This window comes from Pseudomonas sp. IT-P100 (assembly GCF_949767185.1).
GTDB classification, from domain to species: Bacteria; Pseudomonadota; Gammaproteobacteria; order Pseudomonadales; family Pseudomonadaceae; genus Aquipseudomonas; species Aquipseudomonas fluorescens_B.
Genome location: NZ_CATKQK010000055.1, coordinates 260,319 through 279,217 on the forward strand (window position 1 = coordinate 260,319; position 18,899 = coordinate 279,217).

The following is an 18,899-nucleotide window of genomic DNA, read 5'->3' on the forward strand; positions in this document are numbered from 1 at the left end:
GCTTCGCAGCCCAACGGGGATGAATCCCCTCGCCACAATGGATTTCGGCAGATCAAATCAGGTGCGATCCTTGCCCCGCAACATGCTGTCCAGCACCTCATCACGCCGCACCCAACCATGAAACAACGCCGCCGCCAGATGCAGCAGCACGGTCAGAAACAGCAGATACGCCAGATACCCGTGCGCCTTGCGCAGGAACGCAAACAGCTGCGCATTCGCCGGCACGATCGAGGGCAATTGCAGCGAACTGCTGAGCATCACCGGGTCGCCCGCCGCCGAAATCATTGCCCAACCGAGCAGCGGCAGGATAAACATCAAGGCGTACAGCAAGACATGCGAAGCCTTGGCCGCCAGCGCCTGCCAGCCGGGCAAGTCCGCGGGAAGCGGTGGCTGTCGGGTTGAAAAGCGCACGCCGAGGCGCACGATCACCAGCAGCAGAATCGCAATGCCCAGCGGTTTGTGCAGATGGATCAGCCATTCATGACGCTCTGATACAGAAGCGACCATGCCCGCGCCGATGAACAGCATGGCAATGATCATCAACGCCATCAGCCAGTGCAGCAGTCGCGCCAGTGGCGCGAAGTGGTTCGGTTGGGCGCTCATTGTTGAGCCTCCTGTTTAGCGGCGGGCAGTTGGCTGACTTCACTGGTGCGGCGCAAGTAGGAACTGGCGTAACCGGCAGAACGAGCGGCGAGCAACGGGTCGTCGGAACCTTCAATACCGGATGGCAAGACCAGCGGGTCATAGTTGATGTCCCGGCATTCGCCATTGAGTTGCGGCTGGGTGCTTTCGAGCACCAGCGTGCCAGCGTTCACCACTTTGCGACCTTCAGGCCAGGTTTTGCTGGCGTCGTTCACCGGATCAGCGGGGTCGGCCAGTGTGATCTGGAGCTTCCAACGCAACGGTCCTGCGGCGATCCGCTGAACCAGGTCTTTCTCGAGGAAGTCACCGCCCTCTGGGGCCGTGGCACCTGCTGCGTCCTGTGCCACCGGCACCATGCTCCAGCGCACCGCTTGCCGTTCCCCGGCGGCGTTGACCAGGTAAAACGCATTGACGCTGTTGTAGGTTTCCGTGACGTAACTGGCGGACGGCTTGGCGGTTTTGATCCAGGCCAGGAACGGCGCTGCTTCCGGGTGCGCACCGAAGAACGCCGGCACCGCTGCCGGGTTCGGTTTGCCGGTGGCCGGGTCTGGCGACTGGGCCTGCTGCAATTGGTAAAACGCTTCAGGCGTGCCCACCGGGAACACCGGCATGCTGTTCATCCCGGTACGCCACTGCTGGCCGTTGGCCTGGGTGAAACGCAGTGCGAGACTGCGGATCGGCACGCTGTTGTCCGGTGCGTAAGGATTGCCGGCCGGCAACGCGAAACGCCCCACAACCGGAGTCCGCGCGTCATTGAACACCTGAGCGCTGGAATAACTGCGCGCTTCACCGCTGCTCTCGAAGTGCCCGATCACGCATACCCCTTTGGAGTGATTACGCCGGAACCCCGGGTGCACGCCATTGTTGGTTTCCAACACGTTGATCAGTTTTTTCGGCGTCAGGCGCTGTGGGTCAAAGGTGCCGTTGACGTAGGCAAAAGCCCCGGCCACGACAGCGATCACCACGGCAATGCCGGCCAGGCGCAACGTCAGGCTCGCGGCACTCAACGGTGGCCGGGTGGGCGGTGATGAGCGATCTACCATGAAAGACTCCAGGGCCATCGGCCACAAGTGAAAAGGATCAAGCAGACGAACGCCATGCGGGTTTATTCCATCGCGCGGTATTTATTTTTTCGAGCGTGGAATAACCTCGAGTCCCGGGCGTCTCCCTAGTCCAGCGTAGTGACTAGTCAGAATGTGATGAACGATATCGACGAACAACTGAGTGAAATCATTCCCAGATTGCGCCGGTTTGCCGTGTCGTTGACGCGCAACCCCAGCAGCGCCGACGATCTGGTGCAGTCGTGCCTTGAGCGGGCGCTGTCGAGCTGGAGCGAAAAGCGTCCCGAGGGCGACTTGCGGGCCTGGCTGTTTTCGATTCTCTATCGGCAGTTTCTCGACGCTCACCGCCGCGCTCGGCGTTATGCGCGGATGCTCGAATTCTTTACCGGACGGGACGATTCCCAACCGTCGGTAGAACGCACCGTGATCGCCCAATCGACCTTGCAAGCCTTCGATCAGCTCAACACCGAGCAGCGCGCCTTGTTGCTCTGGGTATCGGTCGAAGGCCTGAGTTACAAGGAGGTCGCCGAGATTCTCGACGTTCCCGTCGGCACCGTGATGTCGCGCCTGTCCCGCGCCCGCCAGGCCTTGCGCCAACTCAGCGACGGCGAAATCACCCGCCCTTCTCTGCGGAGACTCAAATGATCAGCATGCCCCCGAGCGAGCGTGACCTGCACGCGTATGTGGACCACCAACTCAATGATGACGACCGACGCCTGGTGGAGAATTTTCTGGCCGGTAACGTGGAAATGTCTGCACAGGTGCGCGCCTGGCAGCAGGACGCCCAGCAACTGCGCGCGGCCCTCAGTGGCGCATTGCAGCAACCGGCCAACCCGGACCTCGACCCGGCGCTGATTCGCCAACGCCTCAAGCGCCAATCACGCCGTCACCTGGCCAGCGCTGCGGTGTTGCTGATCGCTGTGAGCATCGGCGGAATCGGCGGCTGGCAGGCGCGGGAAATGACCCTTCTCAGCGCTGCGGCACCGATGGCCGATGCGATGCAGGCTTATCGGCTGTTTGCCCAGCAAGGCATGCTGCCGGCCGATTACAAGGTCAGCGACGACGGTGATATGCAGGGCTGGCTCGACCGTTATTTCACCCAGGCCCATCGCTTGCCGGACCTGTCCGGCGCAGGGTTCAAACCGGTCAGCGGGCGCTTGCTCAGCACCGAACAAGGGCCGGCGGCGATGGTGGTTTACGAGGATCGCAGCGGGCACAAAGTCAGCTTCTACGTGCGCCCGCCGGGACCGAGAAACTTCCTGCTGCCGAGGGGCAGTCGCAGTGACGGTGAATTACAGGCCGAGTATTGGTCGGGGAGCGGTTACAACTACGCGATGGTCAGCCCGACAGACACGCCTGCGGCGAAAATGCTCAAGCAAACCGTTCAGTTCTGAATACACCACCGTCCCCTGTGGGAGGATTGTTAACCGTATTCAACCCTGCCCGAAGACTTGAGATGGCCGGCGCAACAGCGGATCAAACGGATTGATCCGCGGCCCGATCAGCGCCGCTTCGCGCTTGAGCATGTCCACTACCGTGGGCAAACGATCCGGCCCGAGCCGATCACTCACGGTGGCAACACTCAACGCCGCCACCGCACGCCCTTCACGATCAAGAATCGGCACCGCCACACCAGCCATGCCCTGCAACACGCCGGTGTTGCGCCCGGCGTAACCGAGGGCACGCACGTTCTCGACTTCCGAGCGCAGGAACACCTCGTCATACAGGTGAAAATCCTTCAGCCGCGGCAAGTTGTAATGAATCACCGTGTCACGTTCCTCTTCCGGCAGGAATGCCAGGATCGCCAGACTGCCCTGCCCCACACCCAGCGCCACCCGCCCGCCGATGTCGCCGGTAAACGTACGGATCGGAAACGGCCCTTCACTGCGGTCCAGGCAGATCGCATCAAACCCGCTGCGCGCCAGCAAAAACAACGAATCCCCCAACGAGGCCGAGAGCCGCAGCAACGACGGCCGAACCAGCTCGCGCAGGTTTCCGGTGTTGCCGGCACGCGCTGCCAGGGCAAAAAAATCCAGGCTCAGGCGATAGCGTTTACTGCGCACGTCCTGCTCGACCATGCCCTCGTCCATCAGGCTGCGCAGCAGACGGTGCGTGGTCGGTTGCGACAAACCGATGCGCTGGGCCAGTTGCGTCACACGCTCGCCGCCCTCGACGGTGTCACCCAACGTGCGCAACACGGCAAACAGTCTTGAGACGGCACCGACGCCGACTTCATTTTTATTTTCATTCCGCTCAGTGGAATCATTCATGTTAATTCTCGACGATTAATTTACTCACTGAATGAAACTAAAAATAACCATCGATTCAGTGAAATAGGCCATTGAGCCCATCCTAGTCTTCGTCCTAATCTGCGTCCACAGGGGCGATTCGAACAACAGCGGCAGCCGACTCAAGTCGAGCGCCAACGCACCCGGCAACACCTTTCGTATCTGCCCATACAAAAAAGCGCGACCTCAGGCCGCGCATAACAATCTCAGGTGGAGCGCAGTTATGGCTTTTGTGCAACTTGAAGGACTCGGCAAACGCTACGGTGAGATCGACGCCGTCGTCGCCACCCACCTCTCGGTCGAGAAAGGTGAGTTCGTTTCCCTGCTCGGCCCCTCCGGCTGCGGCAAAACCACCACCCTGCAAATGATCGCCGGCTTCGTCGAAGTCACCAGCGGGCGCATTTTGCTCGACGGTCGCGACATCACCCACGCCAAACCTGCCAGCCGCGGTTTGGGTGTGGTGTTCCAGAGCTACGCACTGTTCCCGCACATGACCGTCAAAGACAACGTCGCCTTCGGCCTGCGCATGCGCAAGGTGCCCAACGGCGAGTTGCAGCAGCGTGTGGACCGGGTGCTGAAACTGGTGCGTCTGGACCAGCACGCCGAGCGTTACCCACGAGAACTGTCAGGCGGTCAGCGCCAGCGTGTTGCCCTGGCCCGAGCGCTGGTGATCGAACCGCCGGTGCTGTTGCTGGACGAGCCGTTGTCCAACCTCGACGCCAACCTGCGCGAAGAGATGCAGTTCGAGATCCGTCGCATCCAGCGCGAAGTCGGAATCACCACGTTGATGGTCACCCACGACCAGTCCGAAGCGCTGTCCATCAGCGACCGCGTGGTGGTGATGCAGGCCGGGCGCATTACCCAGATCGACGCGCCCTACACCCTTTACGAACACCCGCGCACCGAATTCATTTCCGGCTTCGTCGGCAAGGCCAATCTGCTGCCCGGCGAGCGTGACAGTGCGGGTGTGGTTCAGGTGCGCAGCGGCGGTGAACTGACCCTCAGCCTGCGCCCGGAAAAAATCGATCTGCGGGAAAAGGATCACGGCCGTCTGCAAGGCCAGATCGTCAGCCGCTTCTTCCTCGGCAGCCAATGGCTCTACGGCGTTTCCACGCCCCTGGGCGAGCTCTGCGTGGTGCGCCGCAACGATGGCTCGGCGCCGATGAACGAAGGCACGGCCGTCGGCCTGGACTGGGACGCGGCGCTCCTGCGGGTGCTGAGTGTCGACGAGGTGTCGGCATGAGCACGCTCGTCGCCCTTCGCCAGGGACGCCAGGGTTACCTGTTGTCGGCACCGGCGCTGGCGTTGTACGTCTGCCTGCTGGTGATCCCGCTGCTGCTGACGCTGGTGTTGTCGTTCAACGTCTTCGACTACAGCTCGGGCATCAACGGTAACGCCTACACCGTCGACCATTACAGCAGCCTGCTGGGTGACCCGTACTTCTACGAAATTTTCCTGCGCACGTTCTGGATCAGCGCCCTGACCACCTTGCTGTGCGTGGTGATCGGCGTGCCCGAAGCCTACATCCTCAGCCGCATGGGCGCGCCCTGGCGCTCGATTTTCCTGATTCTGATCCTCACGCCGTTGCTGATTTCGGTGGTGGTGCGCGCCTTCGGCTGGAGCCTGTTGCTCGGCGCCGACGGCCTGGTCAACCAGACCCTGCAAGCCTTCGGTGGCTCACCGGTAAAGCTGCTCTACACACCGTTCGCGGTAGTGATCGCGCTGGTCCACGTCATGCTGCCGTTCATGATCATTCCGGTCTGGACCTCGCTGCAGAAACTGGACCCCGCCGCCGAGCAAGCGGCGTTGTCCCTGGGCGCCAGCCATCTCACGGTGATTCGCAAAGTGGTGCTGCCGCAGATCATGCCCGGTGTGCTCTCCGGCACATTGATCGTGTTCGGCCTCGCCGCCAGCTCCTTCGCCATTCCCGGCCTGCTCGGCGGGCGCCGCATCAAGATGGTCGCCACGCTGATCTACGACCAGTACCTGTCGGAACTCAACTGGCCGATGGGCGCGGCCATCGCCGTCGCGCTGCTGTTGCTCAACCTGCTGATCATGCTGTCGTGGAACCGGATGATCGAAGGCCGCTACAAGAAGTCATTGGGATAACTCGTCATGTCCAAGAACGGTCCTTTCGCCCTGCTGTTCCATACCCTGGTGGTCGTGTTCATGTTGGCGCCGCTGGTGGTGGTGTGCCTCGTCGCGTTCACCCCGGAAAACACATTGAGCCTGCCGACCACGGAATTTTCCTTGCGCTGGTTCCGTGCGGTGTTCGAGCGCGCCGACTTTGTCGATTCGTTTTACAACAGCCTGATCCTGGCGTTCAGCGCCGCCAGTCTGGCGACGTTGATTGCAGTGCCGGCAGCGTTGGCGATTACTCGCTTCGAGTTCCCCGGCCGGGACTTTTTCAACGGCCTGTTCCTGTCGCCGATCATCATTCCGCACCTGGTGCTGGGGGTTGCCCTGCTGCGTCTGTTCGCGCTGATGGGCGTCAACGGCAGCTTCGCCTGGCTGATTTTTGCTCACGTGCTGGTGATCACACCGTATGTGTTGCGTCTGGTGCTGGCGTCGGCCATCGGCCTGGATCGCAGCGCCGAACACGCCGCGCAATCGCTGGGTGCCGGGCGCTTCACGCTGTTCCGCCAGATCACCTTGCCGATGATTTTGCCGGGGGTCGCCGGTGGCTGGCTGCTGGCGTTCATCAACAGTTTCGACGAGGTCACGCTGTCGATCTTCGTCACCTCGCCGGCCACGCAAACCTTACCGGTGCGCATGTACGTGTACGCCACCGAATCCATCGATCCGATGATGGCGGCGGTATCGGCCCTGGTGATTGCGCTGACCGCGGCGACCATGATTCTGCTCGACCGGGTGTACGGCCTGGATCGGGTTCTGGTGGGTAAACAATGAGGGCGCCATGGCTCTGCTGAAACGACTGGCCGAAGGCGATCGCCCGGCCCTGGACTTTACCCTCGACGGCCAACCGGCCAGCGGGCTGCTCGGCGACACCGTGCTGACCGCGGTGCTGACGTGCAGCGAGCATTTGCGCGGCAGCGATTTCAGCGCCGAGCCTCGCGCCGGGTTTTGCTTGATGGGGGCGTGCCAGGACTGCTGGGTTCGGCTGGGCGATGGCCGGCGGGTGCGCGCGTGTTCGACGTTGCTCGAAGCCGGCCAACACATCAGCCGCGAACCGGGGCGTGCCCTATGAACCCACCTTTCAACTGCCTCTCCCCAACCCCCTGTGGGAGCCAGCCTGCTCGCGATGACGGAGTATCAGCCTCCCCCATTTTTGAATGTGCCACCGTCATCGCCAGCAGGCTGGCGCCCACAGGGTTTCAGCGGTGGTCGGCTCAAGGGGGGTGGGTATGAAGTCCGTGGTGATCATCGGTGCCGGGCCGGCCGGGATTCGTGCGGCGCAGACTTTGGTTGCGCATGGCATACGCCCGATTCTGCTGGACGAAGCCGCACGCGGCGGCGGGCAGATTTATCGGCGTCAGCCGGCGAATTTCAAACGTTCGGCGGTCAAGCTGTATGGCTTCGAAGCCCGCAAGGCGCAGGCGTTGCATCAAACCATTGATGAGTTGCGCGACCAGCTCGATTACCGTCCCGACACCCTGGTGTGGAACGCCGAAGACGGTGCACTCGACACCTTGCACGAGGGCTGCGCGGCACGTCTGGAGTTCTCTCGGGTGATCGTCGCCACCGGCGCCACCGACCGGGTTTTGCCGGTACAGGGCTGGACGCTGCCGGGTGTCTATAGCCTCGGCGCCGCGCAGATCGCCCTGAAATTCCAGGGCTGCGCCATCGGTGAACGAGTGGTGTTCGCCGGCAGCGGTCCGTTGCTGTATCTGGTGGCGTATCAATATGCCAAGGCCGGCGCCAAAGTGGTTGCGGTACTCGACAGCTCGCCGTTCAGCGCTCAGGCCCGTGCCCTGCCCGTCCTGCTGTCGCAACCGGGCACATTGGCCAAAGGCATCTATTACCGCAGCTGGTTGACCGCCCACGGCATCCCGGTGCATCAGGGTGCAACCCTGAAACGCATCAACGGCGAACAACGGGTGCAGTCGCTGAGCTGGTCCAACTCAAGCGGCGAGCATTCGCTGGACTGTGATGCCGTGGCCTTCGCCCACGGCCTGCGCAGCGAAACCCAACTGGCGGATCTGCTCGGCTGCGCATTCGCCTGGAACCCGCTCAACCGCGCCTGGCTGCCGCAACGCGACAGCACCGGTCGCAGCAGTGTCGCCGAGGTTTACCTGGCCGGTGACGGCGCCGGCATCATGGGCGCCGACGCGGCGGAAATGGCCGGCGAACGCGCCGCCCTCGCCTTGCTCGAAGACAACGACTACCCGATCGCGCCGCAGCGTGGCAGGCAATTGGAGCAGGCACTTGGACGGATCGATACCTTCCGTCATGGTCTGGAACGCGCTTTCGTATTCCCCGAAAACTGGGCGGCCGATACCGCTGACGACGTAATGATCTGTCGCTGCGAAGAAGTGCGCGCCGGGGACATCCGCGAAGTGGTGCGCGAAGGCCATTGGGAAATCAATCGGGTCAAGGCCCATTGCCGGGTCGGCATGGGCCGCTGCCAGGGTCGGATGTGTGGTGCCGCGGCGGCGGAAATCATCGCCTGCGAAAGTCAGCGGGCGGTGTCCGGGATCGGTCGACTGCGAGCGCAGGCGCCGATCAAACCGTTGCCGTTTGGTCTGGAGATCGAACCATGATCGAAGTCGATGCAGTGATCATTGGCGGCGGCATTGTCGGGGCTTCCGCGGCGCTTTTCCTGAGCCAGGCGGGCCGTCGCGTGGTGCTGCTGGAACGGGATTTTTGCGGCTCGCATTCCAGCGGCGTGAACTACGGTGGCGTGCGCCGCCAGGGCCGACCGCTGTCGCAACTGCCGCTGTCGCAACGTGCCCACGAGATCTGGAGCCGGTTGCCGCAGTTGATCGGCATTGACGGCGAGTACCAGCGCAGCGGCCACTTGAAACTGGCGCGCAGCCTCGATGACCTGCGCGCGTTGCAGGACTATGCCGCCAGCAGTCAGGGCTTTGGCCTCGATTTGCAGGTGTTCGATCGCAGTGAATTGCGCGCGCGCTTTCCGTGGGTCGGCGAGGTGGCGGTCGGTGCCTCGTTTTGTCCGGATGACGGTCACGCCAACCCGCGCCTGGTATCGCCAGCGTTTGCCCGTGCAGCACGGCGCCACGGCGCGCAGGTCCATGAACAATGCGCGGTGGGCGCGGTGGAGCACGACGGCCAGCGCTTTCGCATCAGCACTCAAAACGGTCTCGAACTGCGGGCCCCCTGGGTGTTGAACTGCGCCGGCGCGTGGGCGGGAAAACTGGCCGAGCAATTCGGCGAAGCCGTGCCGATGCACGCCGGGCACCCGGCGATGCTGGTCACCGAGCCGCTGCCGTGGGTGATGAACGCCAGCACCGGTGTCGAGGGCGGCGGCATCTATGCGCGCCAGGTCGCGCGCGGCAATTGTGTGTTGGGCGGCGGTCAGGGCTTTGCCCTCGACGACGCCCGCGCCCGTCCCGGTCAACACGCGGTGATCGAGATCCTGCGCCAGGCGGTCGAGCTCTACCCGTTTCTTGAAGGCGCCCAGGCGATTCGTACCTGGAGCGGCACCGAAGGTTACCTGCCCGACCGCCAGCCGGTGATCGGCCACAGTGGCACTCAACCCGGTCTGTTGCACGCGTTCGGCTTTGCCGGCGCAGGTTTCCAGATCGGTCCTGCGGTGGGCCAGGCGCTCACCGAGATCATCTGCAGCGGCGCTTCAACCACGTCGCTGGATGCGTTTTCCATCACCCGGTTTCACTCCATCTCCGTTGCTTGATAGAGGAAGGTCGCGCCAATGAATAACGTCAAACGCACTGCACTGCTCGGTATGTCCTGCTTGGGCGCCTTGCTCACGGTCACCCAGGCCCAGGCCGAGCCGACGCTTTACCTCGGCATGAACGGCGGGACCATGGAGCGGCTCTACGCCGACAAGGTGCTGCCGGTGTTCGAGAAAGCCAACAACGTCAAAGTGGTGATTGTGCCCGGCACCTCCGCCGATATCCTGGCCAAGGTCCAGGCCAGCAAAGGCAACCCGCAGATGCACGTGATGTTCCTCGACGACGGCATCATGTACCGCGCCATCGCCATGGGCCTGTGCGACAAACTCGAGGACAGCCCGACCCTGGCGCAGATTCCGGCCAAGGGCCGTATCAAGGACCAGGCCGTGGCGGTCAGCCTCGGTGTCACGGGGCTGGCGTACAACACGCGATTGTTCAAGGAAAAAGGCTGGGCCGCGCCGACCTCGTGGATGGACATGGCCGACCCGCGTTTCAAGGACAAACTGGTGTTCCAGTCGATGGCCTCGTCAACCTTCGGCCTGCACGGTTTCCTGATGTTCAACCGGATTCAGGGTGGCAGCGAAACCGACGTCGAACCCGGCTTCAAGGCGTGGCCGAACACTGTCGGACGCAACGTGCTGGAATACATTCCGAGCTCGGCGAAGATTTCCGAAATGCTCCAGACCGACGAAGCGGCGCTGTTCCCGCTGACACCGACGCAAGTCACGGCGCTGAAACTCAAAGGCATGCCGATCGAGTACGCGCAACCGAAGGAAGGCGCGGTGGTGCTCAACGTTGCCGAATGCGCCATCGCCAACAACACCCAGCCGGAACTGGCACAGAAGCTCGCCGCGTTTCTGCTGACGCCCGAGGCGCAAGCCGCTGCGCTTGAAGATGGCGATCAGATCCCGTCCAACCCGAATACCCCGACCACCGACAAGACTCGCGGCCAGGTCGAGGCGATGAAGCAGTACCTGACAACGGCGATTGCCATCGACTGGGATCAGGTCAACGAACAGCGCCCGGCGTGGAATGCGCGGTGGAATCGCAGTATCGAGCGGTAGGCAACTGACGCGGCACTGTCAGTAAAACAATGCAAAACCCTGTGGGAGCGGCGGTGCGACGATTCGACTTGCCCGCGCCTACAGGTCCGCGCCAAGTAACAAACTTCACCGCCAGCCCCCCGTTTTGCACCCCGCACTTGTCTACACAACTGGCAGCCAATTTCCCGTATTGGTTACACTACGCCGCCGCAGCTCGGTGAGCCTGCCTGACGATAACGGGGTGATATCAGTGGCCGTTCGACCGCCTGACCGTTCGCGATTCACACCACGCTGGCCTGCGCTGCGCCGCCTCTTCGGCAAGGCATCGACCGCCTCCGCCAGTCATTGCGCGACGGGACGCGCCGTCCACGACTACTTTCGCCACAAGGCTCATTCCCAGGGTTACACACTCAGCCACAGCCAACAGCGCGTGATCGACTGCATGGCGCAGCACGCCGCGGTGCTGCTTGGTACTTCATCGAAACCATTGCCGGGGCTTTACCTGCATGGCGCCGTCGGTCGCGGAAAGAGCTGGTTGCTCGACGGTTTTTTCCAGGCCGTGCCCATCGCGGAAAAACAGCGCCTGCACTTTCATGAGTTTTTCGCCCGCCTGCACCAGGGCATGTTCAGTCATCGCGACCACCCTGATGCGCTGGCGACCACGCTGGACGAGCTGCTGAGCGATTGCCGGGTCCTGTGCTTCGACGAGTTTCACGTCCATGACATCGGCGATGCAATGCTCATTACGCGGTTGTTCAAGGCCCTGTTCCGCCGCGGCATCCTGCTGTTGGTCACGTCGAATTACCCACCCGAAGGCTTGCTGCCCAACCCGCTCTACCATGCGCGTTTCAAACCGGTGATCGACTTGATAAACGCCCGCATGCAAGTGATGGAAGTCGGCGGCCCTCACGATTACCGCAGTCAGGCGAGACATCACGCCCAGCAGCTGTTTACCCAAGGCCACTACATTTGGCCGGCCACCGTGGCACAGCGTCAGGCGTTCAACCTGCCCGAACCCGACGCGCCGGCCATTGCTCTGCCCGTCGGGGCTCGACATCTTCCAGCCCGGTATTGCGAAGGACGCACCATCGGATTCACCTTCGCCGACCTGTGCGACCACCCCACCGCGGTCATGGATTACCTGGAACTGTGCCGCCGTTTCGATCACTGGATCATCGACGGGCTGCCCAACCTCGCCGACTGCCCGATCGCCGCGCAGCAGCGCTTCATCAATCTGGTGGACGTTTTGTATGACCAGGACAAGCATTTGATCCTGCTGGGCCAGCGGTCGTTGCGCGAGAACCTGGGCGGCGATGCCATTGATCTGGCACGCACCCGCAGCCGGCTGGGGCAGTTGGTGGAGGTCAGGGAACCGGTCTGACCACAGGGCTTGCTCGCGCAGAGTTCCTGACCGTCACCGCATCTTTACCGCTATCATGTCGCCCTTTTTCAGGCCCCCGCGCCCTACCTTCGATCAATAGCGAATCTGTTCATGGATACCCTTGCGCAACTGCGCGCCGGCCTGCTGGCTGGCTCCACTCGCCTGGACCTGGCCGCCGGCCTGACGGAATTCCCCAGGGAAATCCTCGACCTCGCGGACTCGCTCGAGGTGCTCAACCTCAGTGGCAACGCCTTGAGCGCCCTGCCAGACGACTTTCACCGCCTGACCCGTTTGCGTGTGTTGTTCTGCGACCGCAACCATTTCAGCGAGTTGCCCGCCTGCCTTGGCCAGTGCGCCGCGCTGACCATGCTCGGGTTCAAGTCCAACCGCATCGAAACCGTACCGGGCGCTGCGCTGCCACCGCTGTTGCGCTGGCTGATCCTCACGGACAACCGCATCAGCGAACTGCCCGCCGAACTGGGTGAACGTCCGCACCTGCAAAAGCTGATGCTGGCCGGCAATCGATTGCAGCGCTTGCCCGAGAGCCTGAGCAATTGCCATCGCCTCGAGCTGACCCGCATCGCCGCCAACCAGTTGACCGAACTGCCCGAATGGCTGCTGACCCTGCCAAGCCTGACCTGGCTGGCTTACGCCGGTAATCCGTTGGAAACAGAGGCGGATGCGGCCGTGCTCGAGGCCACGCCGACGATTCCCTGGTCGCAGCTCAGTCTGGAACAACAATTGGGAGAAGGCGCCTCCGGGGTCATTCATCAGGCGTTGTGGAAACAGGCAACGCCGGTCGCGGTGAAACTCTACAAGGGTGAAATGACCAGCGATGGCTCGCCGCTGCACGAAATGAACGCCTGCATGACCGCCGGTCTTCACCCTAACCTGATCCGGGTCGAAGGACGGATCATCGATCACCCGCAGGCGCAGGCCGGGCTGGTCATGGAGCTGATCGAACCGAGTTATCGCAACCTCGCCGGGTTGCCGAGCCTGGCGTCCTGCAGCCGCGATGTCTACGCCAGCGACACCCGCTTCAGCGCTGGCGTGGCCCTGCGGATCGCCTGTGGCATCGCGTCGGTAGCCGAGCATCTGCACCGTCAGGGCATCACCCACGGCGACCTCTATGGCCACAACATTATGTGGAACGAACAGGGTGATTGCCTGTTAGGGGACTTTGGCGCAGCGTCTTTCCATTCGACGGAGGACAGCCTTGAAAGCCGTGCATTGCAACGGATCGAGGTGCGTGCGTTTGGGGTGCTATTGGGGGAATTGCTGGAGCGGATCGATTCGGGGTTGAGCGATGAGGTGCATGAGCGGCTGGAAGATTTGCAGCAGCGTTGCAGTCAGCCGGATGTGCTGGCGCGGCCGGGGTTCAGCGAGATTGTGCGGGAGCTGGCCAGGTTGAACTGAAGGTAATACAAAACCTGTGGCGAGGGAGCTTGCTCCCGCTCGGTTGCGCAGCAGCCGCCGCTTTTGGGACGGCTTCGCCGTCCAGCGGGAGCAAGCTCCCTCGCCACACTTAGATCTCAGCGATGTGGTTTAACCGGCCAACCCGACAAACATGTCCTGCACGTCATCGTGGTTATCCAGGCCTTCCAGGAAAGCTTCAACTTCAGCCATCTGCTCGTCGCTCAAGCCGCTGACCGGGTTCTTCGGCTTGTAACCCAGCTTCGCCGACAACACGGTGAAACCCTGCTCGGGCAAGGCTTTCTGTACCGAATCCAGGTCGGTCGCTTCGGTGATGAACAAGGTTGCGCCGTCGTCGGCAGGCTCGAAATCCTGAGCGCCGGCTTCGATGGCAGCCATTTCCGGATCGGCATCCGGGCTGTCCGGGGACGCCTCGATCATGCCCACATGGTCGAAATCCCAGGCCACGGAACCGGATGCGCCCAATTGCCCCTTGCGGAACGCGACGCGGATTTCCGCGACGGTGCGGTTGATATTGTCAGTCACGCACTCAACGATCAGCGGCACCTGATGCGGAGCGAACCCTTCATACGTCACGCGATGGTATTGCACGGTTTCGCCGAGCTGGCCGGAGCCTTTCTTGATCGCACGTTCCAGGGTTTCGCGGGGCATCGAAGCCTTTTTCGCCTGTTCGACTACCAGACGCAGGTGTGCGTTGGTGGCGGTATCGGCACCGTTGCGCGCAGCGATGGTGATTTCCTTCACCAGTTTGCCGAAGATCTTGCCCTTGGCGTTGGCTGCCGCTTCTTTGTGTTTAACCTTCCACTGTGCGCCCATTACTCACTCTCTTATCTGTGGCGCCGAGACATCTATTGGCCGACGCTTTGTGCAAGTTTATACGGCCTAAAGTTGGCAATCGACCAAAAATTCCATCTCGTCGAATCGACATCTTCACCGCTGGTTGTAGGGCGATTCTGAAAATTCGATTTGCGGTGACTACAAGGGGCCACGGTTTCGTACCCTCTGCGCCCGTACTCCCTGGCAGAAGCGCGTTCGAATGCACAACGACAAGGAAAGTCCCTTCACCCTGACACTGCTGAACGATAACTTGAGTTTGCAGGCGTTGCAGTTCCATGGCCTTGAAGCCCTCAACCAGCCTTACCGATTCGACATCGAAGTGATCGGCCTGGCGCCGGCCATGAGCCTGGATCGCCTGCTGCAACAACCGGTGTTCTTCAGCCTGGCGGAGGGCCAGGGCATTCACGGCATCATCCACTGCGCCACCCGCGAACATCGCGACCTGCACCGGGTCGGCTACAGGCTGGCGGTGGTGCCCTGGTTGCAAAACCTCGACCGGCAGCGTTGCCGCCGGGTATTTCATCAACTCGATGTGCCCGCCATCCTGCGCCAGTTGCTCGAAGAAAACGGCCTGCCTGAAGACAGCTACCGCTTTGAACTGCCGAACGGGCGCTATCCCGCCAGGCCGTTGTGCATTCAGTTCGATGAGACGGACCTGGCCTTCCTGCAACGACTCTGCGAAGAAGAAGGCATCCACTATCACTTCGAACATCAGCGGGACGGTCACGTGCTGGTGCTGGCGGACGACAGCCTGAGTTTCCCTCAAGAACCGTTGCTCCTGCCTTTTCACGGCGATGCGTCTCCTACTGTGAACGTGCCGGTGATCAGTGAATTGTTCCAGTGCCACACCTCGCACCCCCTCACCGCGCCCCTCGCCCCACATACGCTCGAACGCGACCAGCTCAGCCGCCGGACACTGGAACGCCTGCGCTGCCGACATGGGCGGATGCAGGGCCAAAGCAACCAGAGCGCATTGCGCAGCGGACGAATCGTACAAGTGTCGGAACATCCGCTGCCGAACTTCAACGATCAATGGCTGCTGACCGAAATCCGGCATCAGGGCCGGCAGCCGTCGATTCTTGAGCGCAACGCAACCGACAGGGTGCGGCGTTACAGCAATCAGTTCACCGCCATTCCCTGGTCAACGGTATTCCGGCCCGCGCTCACACAGGCCAGACCCACCATTCCGGGTTTCCAGACGGCCCGGGTGCTGGGCCCAGTCGGCCAGCCAGCGGAGCTGGATGATCAAGGCCGGATAAAGGTCAGGTTATGGCCAACCCCGCAGACCAAGGAGGACGAGTCCAGCGGATTCTGGCTGCCCATGGTCGTCGTTGCGCCGGATGGCCGGATCGATCCGTCCAGGCTGCCGGTCGCCGGAACCGAGGTGCTCATCAGTTTTCTCGACGGTGATCCGGACCGCCCCGTGTTGTACGCCACCGTAAACAGCCCGCCTCGCCCCGTCCCGCACCCCAGGGGCGATGACCGCCTGCTGCTTGACTGGCTGGTCAACCGCAAAACCTGATCAGCCCTTGTCTGCCTTGCCGGCCGCCGCCGCGAATTTCGCCAGGCGCACATCCAGATGCCTTGGCCGGTGCCCGTGATCCTCGGCGCGCTCCTTGCGGCGGATGGCGTTGCGCACCATCAGCGAGCCCAGGTAGCGAATCGGCTCCGGCGGAAAAAAGCCCAAAGGACCGTTGACCAGCGGTGAACGGGTCCAGGCGTTGTCCAGCCCCTGGACCATCGAAGCGAGAATCTGCCCGCCCATATGGCACGGTCCGACTCCGCTGCCGGAATAACCAAAACCGTAAAACACATTGCCGTGGGCACTCATCTGACCGAAGAACGGCAGCCCTGTGACCGAGCGATCCGAAGGTCCGTTCCAGGTGGCCTCGACCTTGACCTCGGCAAACGCCGGAAAGAATTCGCTCAGGCTGTGCTTCAACACACCGGCATAGGGCGACGGCTGATCGAACACCGGCAGCATTCGCCCACCGTAGGCGAACGTGTTGCCGCCCTTGCCAAGCATGATCCGGCCGTCCGGGGTGTTGTGGTAGTAGTGCACGAAAATTCGCGAATCGAGCACCGTGACACCGCTGGTCAAACCGATTTCGTTGAGCAGATCCGGCCGCGGCTCGGTGATCAGCATGTCACTGGAGACAATCGCCACGCTGCGTTCGAACTGCGGGAACGCGCGGGCCATCCACGCGTTCATCGCCAGCACGACCCGGTCCGCGCGGACAGTGCCGTTCTTTGTTTGAATGCCTGCCGGCTTGCCCTCCTCCAGCCCGGTCATCGCTGTGTTTTCATGGATCCTCACACCCGACTGCAATGCAATCCGGCGCAAACCGCGCACGAGCTTGCCCGGCTGCACGCTCGCGGCGGCCGGTGAAAACCAGCCTTCCAGGTGTTTGCTCGACCCGGCCATGCGTTGTACATCCGCGACCGGCCGCTGAGTGAAGGAGTTGATGCCGTTGCGTTCGAGCGCTGCGATCACCGCGTCGGTCGAACCGCATTGAGCGCGGTTGGTCGCCGTGTAGAGCGTGCCGTCGAGGCGGTAATCGGCGTCCACGCCGTACTGTTCGCAGAAGGTGCCAATCGCGTAAATGCTGCGCTCGGACTCCTTGACCAGACGTACCGCCTCTTCGACGCCGAACAACCTTTCCAGGGTGAAATACTTGGCCGACCACGACAGCGCACAACCGCCGTTGCGTCCACTGGCGCCGGCACCGCAAATGTCCGCCTCGATCAGCAACACATCCAGTTCCGGGTTCTGCTCCTTGAGCATGATCGCGGTCCACAACCCGGTGTAGCCACCGCCGACGATGCACACATCGGCGCGGGTATCGCCCACCAAGGGTTCGCACGGCGCGCAGGACTCGGCCGCCAGCGCCTGTTCCAGCCAGAAAGGTCTCATCGGTATTTCCTCAGGTACGCAGGGGTTTGACACTCATCGGCCGGTTAGGCACGAACGCACTTTTGGCCTGCAGGCCCGCCGGGCGGCTGTTCCAGTAAGGGATCAGCACCAGCGCAGAGAACAACGCGCAACCGGCGAAGATAATGAACACGGTGACCGAGTCGAAGTAACCCGGCAGCAAGCCGCCCAGAATCGCTCCGACCGAACCGCAACCGTTGACGAAGCCTGCCGACGTTGCGCCAGCCTTGGCCGTGCCGAAATCGATGGCTGCCGCGCCGCTGATCATCGAGTCCGGCCCGTACAGGGTCAGGCCCATGACGAACAACAATGCCACCACCAGCATCACACTGCCGGTGTGCAGTGCTCCCATGAACAACGCCAGGGAAACGGTCAGCGCCAACAGACTGAGCACGCAGGCCGGCATGCGCCGGGCACCGAACAGCTTGTCCGAGGCCAGCCCCAGCAAGATCGGCCCAAGCAGCCCGGCCAGTTCGAACGCCGTCGGAATGATCGCCGCACCGACTTTACCCACCGTCGGCATCTGCTCGAAAACGATCACCGGGCCCCACAGCAGAATCGCGTAGCGCGCCGGTTTCAGCAGGAAATACGCGAGACCGAGAACCAGCACCGTGCGATTGCGCAGGATTTCCCTCAGCGGTTCCAGCACGCTGATCTTGCTTTGAGCGTGCGCCTCCTCGGCGGTCAGCTCCGGCTCAGGCTCCACCGCCGGCAAGCCGACGTCTTCGGGTTTGTTGCGTTGAAAAATAAAAAACAGCACGGCGACCAGCCCAACCACCGCCGCACTGGAAATGAACGCCGCGTGCCAGCTGCCGATGAGCGTGTACGCCCACCAACCGGCAAACGGCGAAGCCACGAGCCCGCCAAAGGCGTAGCAGGAACTCCATAGACCGAGCACCCGCCCGCGCTGTTCGGCGGGAAAGAAACTGCCGATGTTCTTGCACAACCCCGACCATCCGGTGGACTGGGCCAGGCCTTGAATCAGCATGCAGGTGGCGAAAATCGGTAACGTGGCAAAACTGCCCATCACCAGCGCGGCGGCGGCGGAAATCAGCAACCCGCCGAGCACCACGACCCGCGGGCCAAAACGGTCGGCAAGGATGCCCCAGGTGAATTGCCCGACGGCATAAGCGGCGAGGTAGATGGCGTCGAGGTTGGCCATGGCCATTTTGTCGAGGGTGAACGTGGGGTCTTCGGCGATCCCCAGTTTGGCCACGGAAAACGCTTTGCGGGTGAAGTAGAAAGCGGCGTAGGCGAGCCAGGTGATCGCGAAGATCTGCACGCGCCAACGCTTGATGGTGCCGATGTGCTTGTTCATTGTGGTTCTGACCTCAGGGTGTGAGTGTGCCGGCAGAATTTGAGAAATAACGCCTGTGTTTTTATTGTTGAGCACTGCGATATCGCTGCTTCCCTGAGGCGATACCGGTCAGATGAGTTCTGCAATTAC

18 protein-coding genes are annotated in these 18,899 nt (G+C 62.3%); 12 read left to right on the forward strand and 6 right to left on the reverse strand.

Annotated elements, in window-relative coordinates:
* Positions 1–57: 57 nt before the first annotated feature.
* Positions 58–603 (reverse strand): cytochrome b, encoded by a 546-nt coding sequence (locus ACM6IQ_RS25160; RefSeq protein ID WP_017339834.1) that lies wholly within the window; start codon positions 601–603, stop codon positions 58–60.
* Positions 600–1,685, reverse strand: a complete 1,086-nt coding sequence (locus ACM6IQ_RS25165; RefSeq protein WP_414880106.1) for a catalase family peroxidase — start codon at positions 1,683–1,685, stop codon at positions 600–602. The genes ACM6IQ_RS25160 and ACM6IQ_RS25165 overlap by 4 nt, the downstream gene beginning before the upstream one ends.
* 156 nt (positions 1,686–1,841) lie before the next feature.
* Here ACM6IQ_RS25165 and ACM6IQ_RS25170 point away from each other — a divergent pair, with 156 nt between their 5' ends.
* Together ACM6IQ_RS25170 and ACM6IQ_RS25175 are read left to right on the forward strand one after the other, a co-directional pair.
* On the forward strand, positions 1,842–2,348 hold the full coding sequence (locus ACM6IQ_RS25170) for an RNA polymerase sigma factor (RefSeq protein WP_414880107.1): 507 nt from the start codon (positions 1,842–1,844) through the stop codon (positions 2,346–2,348).
* Positions 2,345–3,097, forward strand: a complete 753-nt coding sequence (locus tag ACM6IQ_RS25175; protein WP_414880108.1) for an anti-sigma factor family protein — start codon at positions 2,345–2,347, stop codon at positions 3,095–3,097. Before ACM6IQ_RS25170 ends, ACM6IQ_RS25175 begins: the two co-directional genes overlap by 4 nt.
* Before the next feature lie 39 nt (positions 3,098–3,136).
* On the opposite strand, the gene ACM6IQ_RS25180 is transcribed toward ACM6IQ_RS25175, so the two are convergent.
* Entirely contained in the window at positions 3,137–3,973 is an 837-nt protein-coding gene (locus ACM6IQ_RS25180) for an IclR family transcriptional regulator (RefSeq protein WP_414880109.1), read from the reverse strand.
* A gap of 241 nt (positions 3,974–4,214) precedes the next feature.
* Between ACM6IQ_RS25180 and ACM6IQ_RS25185 the strand changes: the two genes are divergently transcribed.
* The 9 genes from ACM6IQ_RS25185 (at position 4,215) to ACM6IQ_RS25225 (ending at position 13,665) form a co-directional block, all read left to right on the forward strand.
* Positions 4,215–5,234: an ABC transporter ATP-binding protein gene (locus ACM6IQ_RS25185; RefSeq protein ID WP_017339839.1), complete on the forward strand. Its 1,020-nt coding sequence runs from the start codon at positions 4,215–4,217 to the stop codon at positions 5,232–5,234.
* Complete coding sequence (locus ACM6IQ_RS25190; protein WP_414880110.1) at positions 5,231–6,100, forward strand: ABC transporter permease; 870 nt, start codon at positions 5,231–5,233, stop codon at positions 6,098–6,100. Before ACM6IQ_RS25185 ends, ACM6IQ_RS25190 begins: the two co-directional genes overlap by 4 nt.
* A 6-nt stretch (positions 6,101–6,106) precedes the next feature.
* The gene (locus ACM6IQ_RS25195; protein ID WP_414880111.1) at positions 6,107–6,901 is read left to right on the forward strand and encodes an ABC transporter permease; all 795 of its coding nucleotides are present in this window, start codon (positions 6,107–6,109) and stop codon (positions 6,899–6,901) included.
* A gap of 7 nt (positions 6,902–6,908) precedes the next feature.
* Positions 6,909–7,199, forward strand: a complete 291-nt coding sequence (locus tag ACM6IQ_RS25200; RefSeq protein WP_017339842.1) for a (2Fe-2S)-binding protein — start codon at positions 6,909–6,911, stop codon at positions 7,197–7,199.
* A 157-nt stretch (positions 7,200–7,356) separates the two neighbouring features.
* Positions 7,357–8,712 carry an FAD-dependent oxidoreductase gene (locus tag ACM6IQ_RS25205; protein ID WP_414880112.1) on the forward strand — a complete coding sequence of 452 codons (1,356 nt, stop codon included), beginning with the start codon at positions 7,357–7,359 and terminating at the stop codon, positions 8,710–8,712.
* Positions 8,709–9,824 carry an NAD(P)/FAD-dependent oxidoreductase gene (locus tag ACM6IQ_RS25210; protein WP_017339844.1) on the forward strand — a complete coding sequence of 372 codons (1,116 nt, stop codon included), beginning with the start codon at positions 8,709–8,711 and terminating at the stop codon, positions 9,822–9,824. Before ACM6IQ_RS25205 ends, ACM6IQ_RS25210 begins: the two co-directional genes overlap by 4 nt.
* Positions 9,825–9,842: 18 nt before the next feature.
* Positions 9,843–10,889: an ABC transporter substrate-binding protein gene (locus ACM6IQ_RS25215; RefSeq protein WP_017339845.1), complete on the forward strand. Its 1,047-nt coding sequence runs from the start codon at positions 9,843–9,845 to the stop codon at positions 10,887–10,889.
* A 229-nt stretch (positions 10,890–11,118) separates the two neighbouring features.
* Entirely contained in the window at positions 11,119–12,249 is a 1,131-nt protein-coding gene (gene zapE, locus ACM6IQ_RS25220) for a cell division protein ZapE (RefSeq protein ID WP_414880113.1), read from the forward strand.
* A 111-nt stretch (positions 12,250–12,360) separates the two neighbouring features.
* On the forward strand, positions 12,361–13,665 hold the full coding sequence (locus ACM6IQ_RS25225; RefSeq protein WP_414880114.1) for a protein kinase: 1,305 nt from the start codon (positions 12,361–12,363) through the stop codon (positions 13,663–13,665).
* Positions 13,666–13,794: 129 nt separating this feature from the next.
* Here ACM6IQ_RS25225 and ACM6IQ_RS25230 read toward each other — a convergent pair whose 3' ends face one another.
* On the reverse strand, positions 13,795–14,499 hold the full coding sequence (locus ACM6IQ_RS25230; protein ID WP_008029612.1) for a YebC/PmpR family DNA-binding transcriptional regulator: 705 nt from the start codon (positions 14,497–14,499) through the stop codon (positions 13,795–13,797).
* A 220-nt stretch (positions 14,500–14,719) separates the two neighbouring features.
* On the opposite strand from ACM6IQ_RS25230, the gene ACM6IQ_RS25235 reads away from it, so the two are divergent.
* Positions 14,720–16,042, forward strand: coding sequence for a type VI secretion system Vgr family protein (locus ACM6IQ_RS25235; protein ID WP_414880115.1), 1,323 nt, complete (start codon positions 14,720–14,722; stop codon positions 16,040–16,042).
* On the opposite strand, the gene ACM6IQ_RS25240 is transcribed toward ACM6IQ_RS25235, so the two are convergent.
* A complete protein-coding gene (locus ACM6IQ_RS25240; protein ID WP_414880133.1) occupies positions 16,043–17,440 on the reverse strand; it encodes an FAD-dependent oxidoreductase in 1,398 nt (465 codons plus the stop codon). It lies immediately after the preceding gene.
* 4 nt (positions 17,441–17,444) lie between these two features.
* A complete protein-coding gene (locus tag ACM6IQ_RS25245) occupies positions 17,445–18,770 on the reverse strand; it encodes an MFS transporter (RefSeq protein WP_414880116.1) in 1,326 nt (441 codons plus the stop codon).
* Between the last annotated feature and the right edge of the window lie 129 nt (positions 18,771–18,899).

What these genes read in the sequence shown, in the direction of transcription:
- ACM6IQ_RS25160 (WP_017339834.1), bottom strand. Translation starts at nt 603, where the DNA reads ATGAGCGCCCAACCGAACCACTTCGCGCCACTGGCGCGACTGCTGCAC.
- ACM6IQ_RS25165 (WP_414880106.1), bottom strand. Translation starts at nt 1,685, where the DNA reads ATGGTAGATCGCTCATCACCGCCCACCCGGCCACCGTTGAGTGCCGCG.
- ACM6IQ_RS25170 (WP_414880107.1), top strand. Translation starts at nt 1,842, where the DNA reads ATGAACGATATCGACGAACAACTGAGTGAAATCATTCCCAGATTGCGC.
- ACM6IQ_RS25175 (WP_414880108.1), top strand. Translation starts at nt 2,345, where the DNA reads ATGATCAGCATGCCCCCGAGCGAGCGTGACCTGCACGCGTATGTGGAC.
- ACM6IQ_RS25180 (WP_414880109.1), bottom strand. Translation starts at nt 3,973, where the DNA reads ATGAATGATTCCACTGAGCGGAATGAAAATAAAAATGAAGTCGGCGTC.
- ACM6IQ_RS25185 (WP_017339839.1), top strand. Translation starts at nt 4,215, where the DNA reads ATGGCTTTTGTGCAACTTGAAGGACTCGGCAAACGCTACGGTGAGATC.
- ACM6IQ_RS25190 (WP_414880110.1), top strand. Translation starts at nt 5,231, where the DNA reads ATGAGCACGCTCGTCGCCCTTCGCCAGGGACGCCAGGGTTACCTGTTG.
- ACM6IQ_RS25195 (WP_414880111.1), top strand. Translation starts at nt 6,107, where the DNA reads ATGTCCAAGAACGGTCCTTTCGCCCTGCTGTTCCATACCCTGGTGGTC.
- ACM6IQ_RS25200 (WP_017339842.1), top strand. Translation starts at nt 6,909, where the DNA reads ATGGCTCTGCTGAAACGACTGGCCGAAGGCGATCGCCCGGCCCTGGAC.
- ACM6IQ_RS25205 (WP_414880112.1), top strand. Translation starts at nt 7,357, where the DNA reads ATGAAGTCCGTGGTGATCATCGGTGCCGGGCCGGCCGGGATTCGTGCG.
- ACM6IQ_RS25210 (WP_017339844.1), top strand. Translation starts at nt 8,709, where the DNA reads ATGATCGAAGTCGATGCAGTGATCATTGGCGGCGGCATTGTCGGGGCT.
- ACM6IQ_RS25215 (WP_017339845.1), top strand. Translation starts at nt 9,843, where the DNA reads ATGAATAACGTCAAACGCACTGCACTGCTCGGTATGTCCTGCTTGGGC.
- ACM6IQ_RS25225 (WP_414880114.1), top strand. Translation starts at nt 12,361, where the DNA reads ATGGATACCCTTGCGCAACTGCGCGCCGGCCTGCTGGCTGGCTCCACT.
- ACM6IQ_RS25230 (WP_008029612.1), bottom strand. Translation starts at nt 14,499, where the DNA reads ATGGGCGCACAGTGGAAGGTTAAACACAAAGAAGCGGCAGCCAACGCC.
- ACM6IQ_RS25235 (WP_414880115.1), top strand. Translation starts at nt 14,720, where the DNA reads ATGCACAACGACAAGGAAAGTCCCTTCACCCTGACACTGCTGAACGAT.
- ACM6IQ_RS25245 (WP_414880116.1), bottom strand. Translation starts at nt 18,770, where the DNA reads ATGAACAAGCACATCGGCACCATCAAGCGTTGGCGCGTGCAGATCTTC.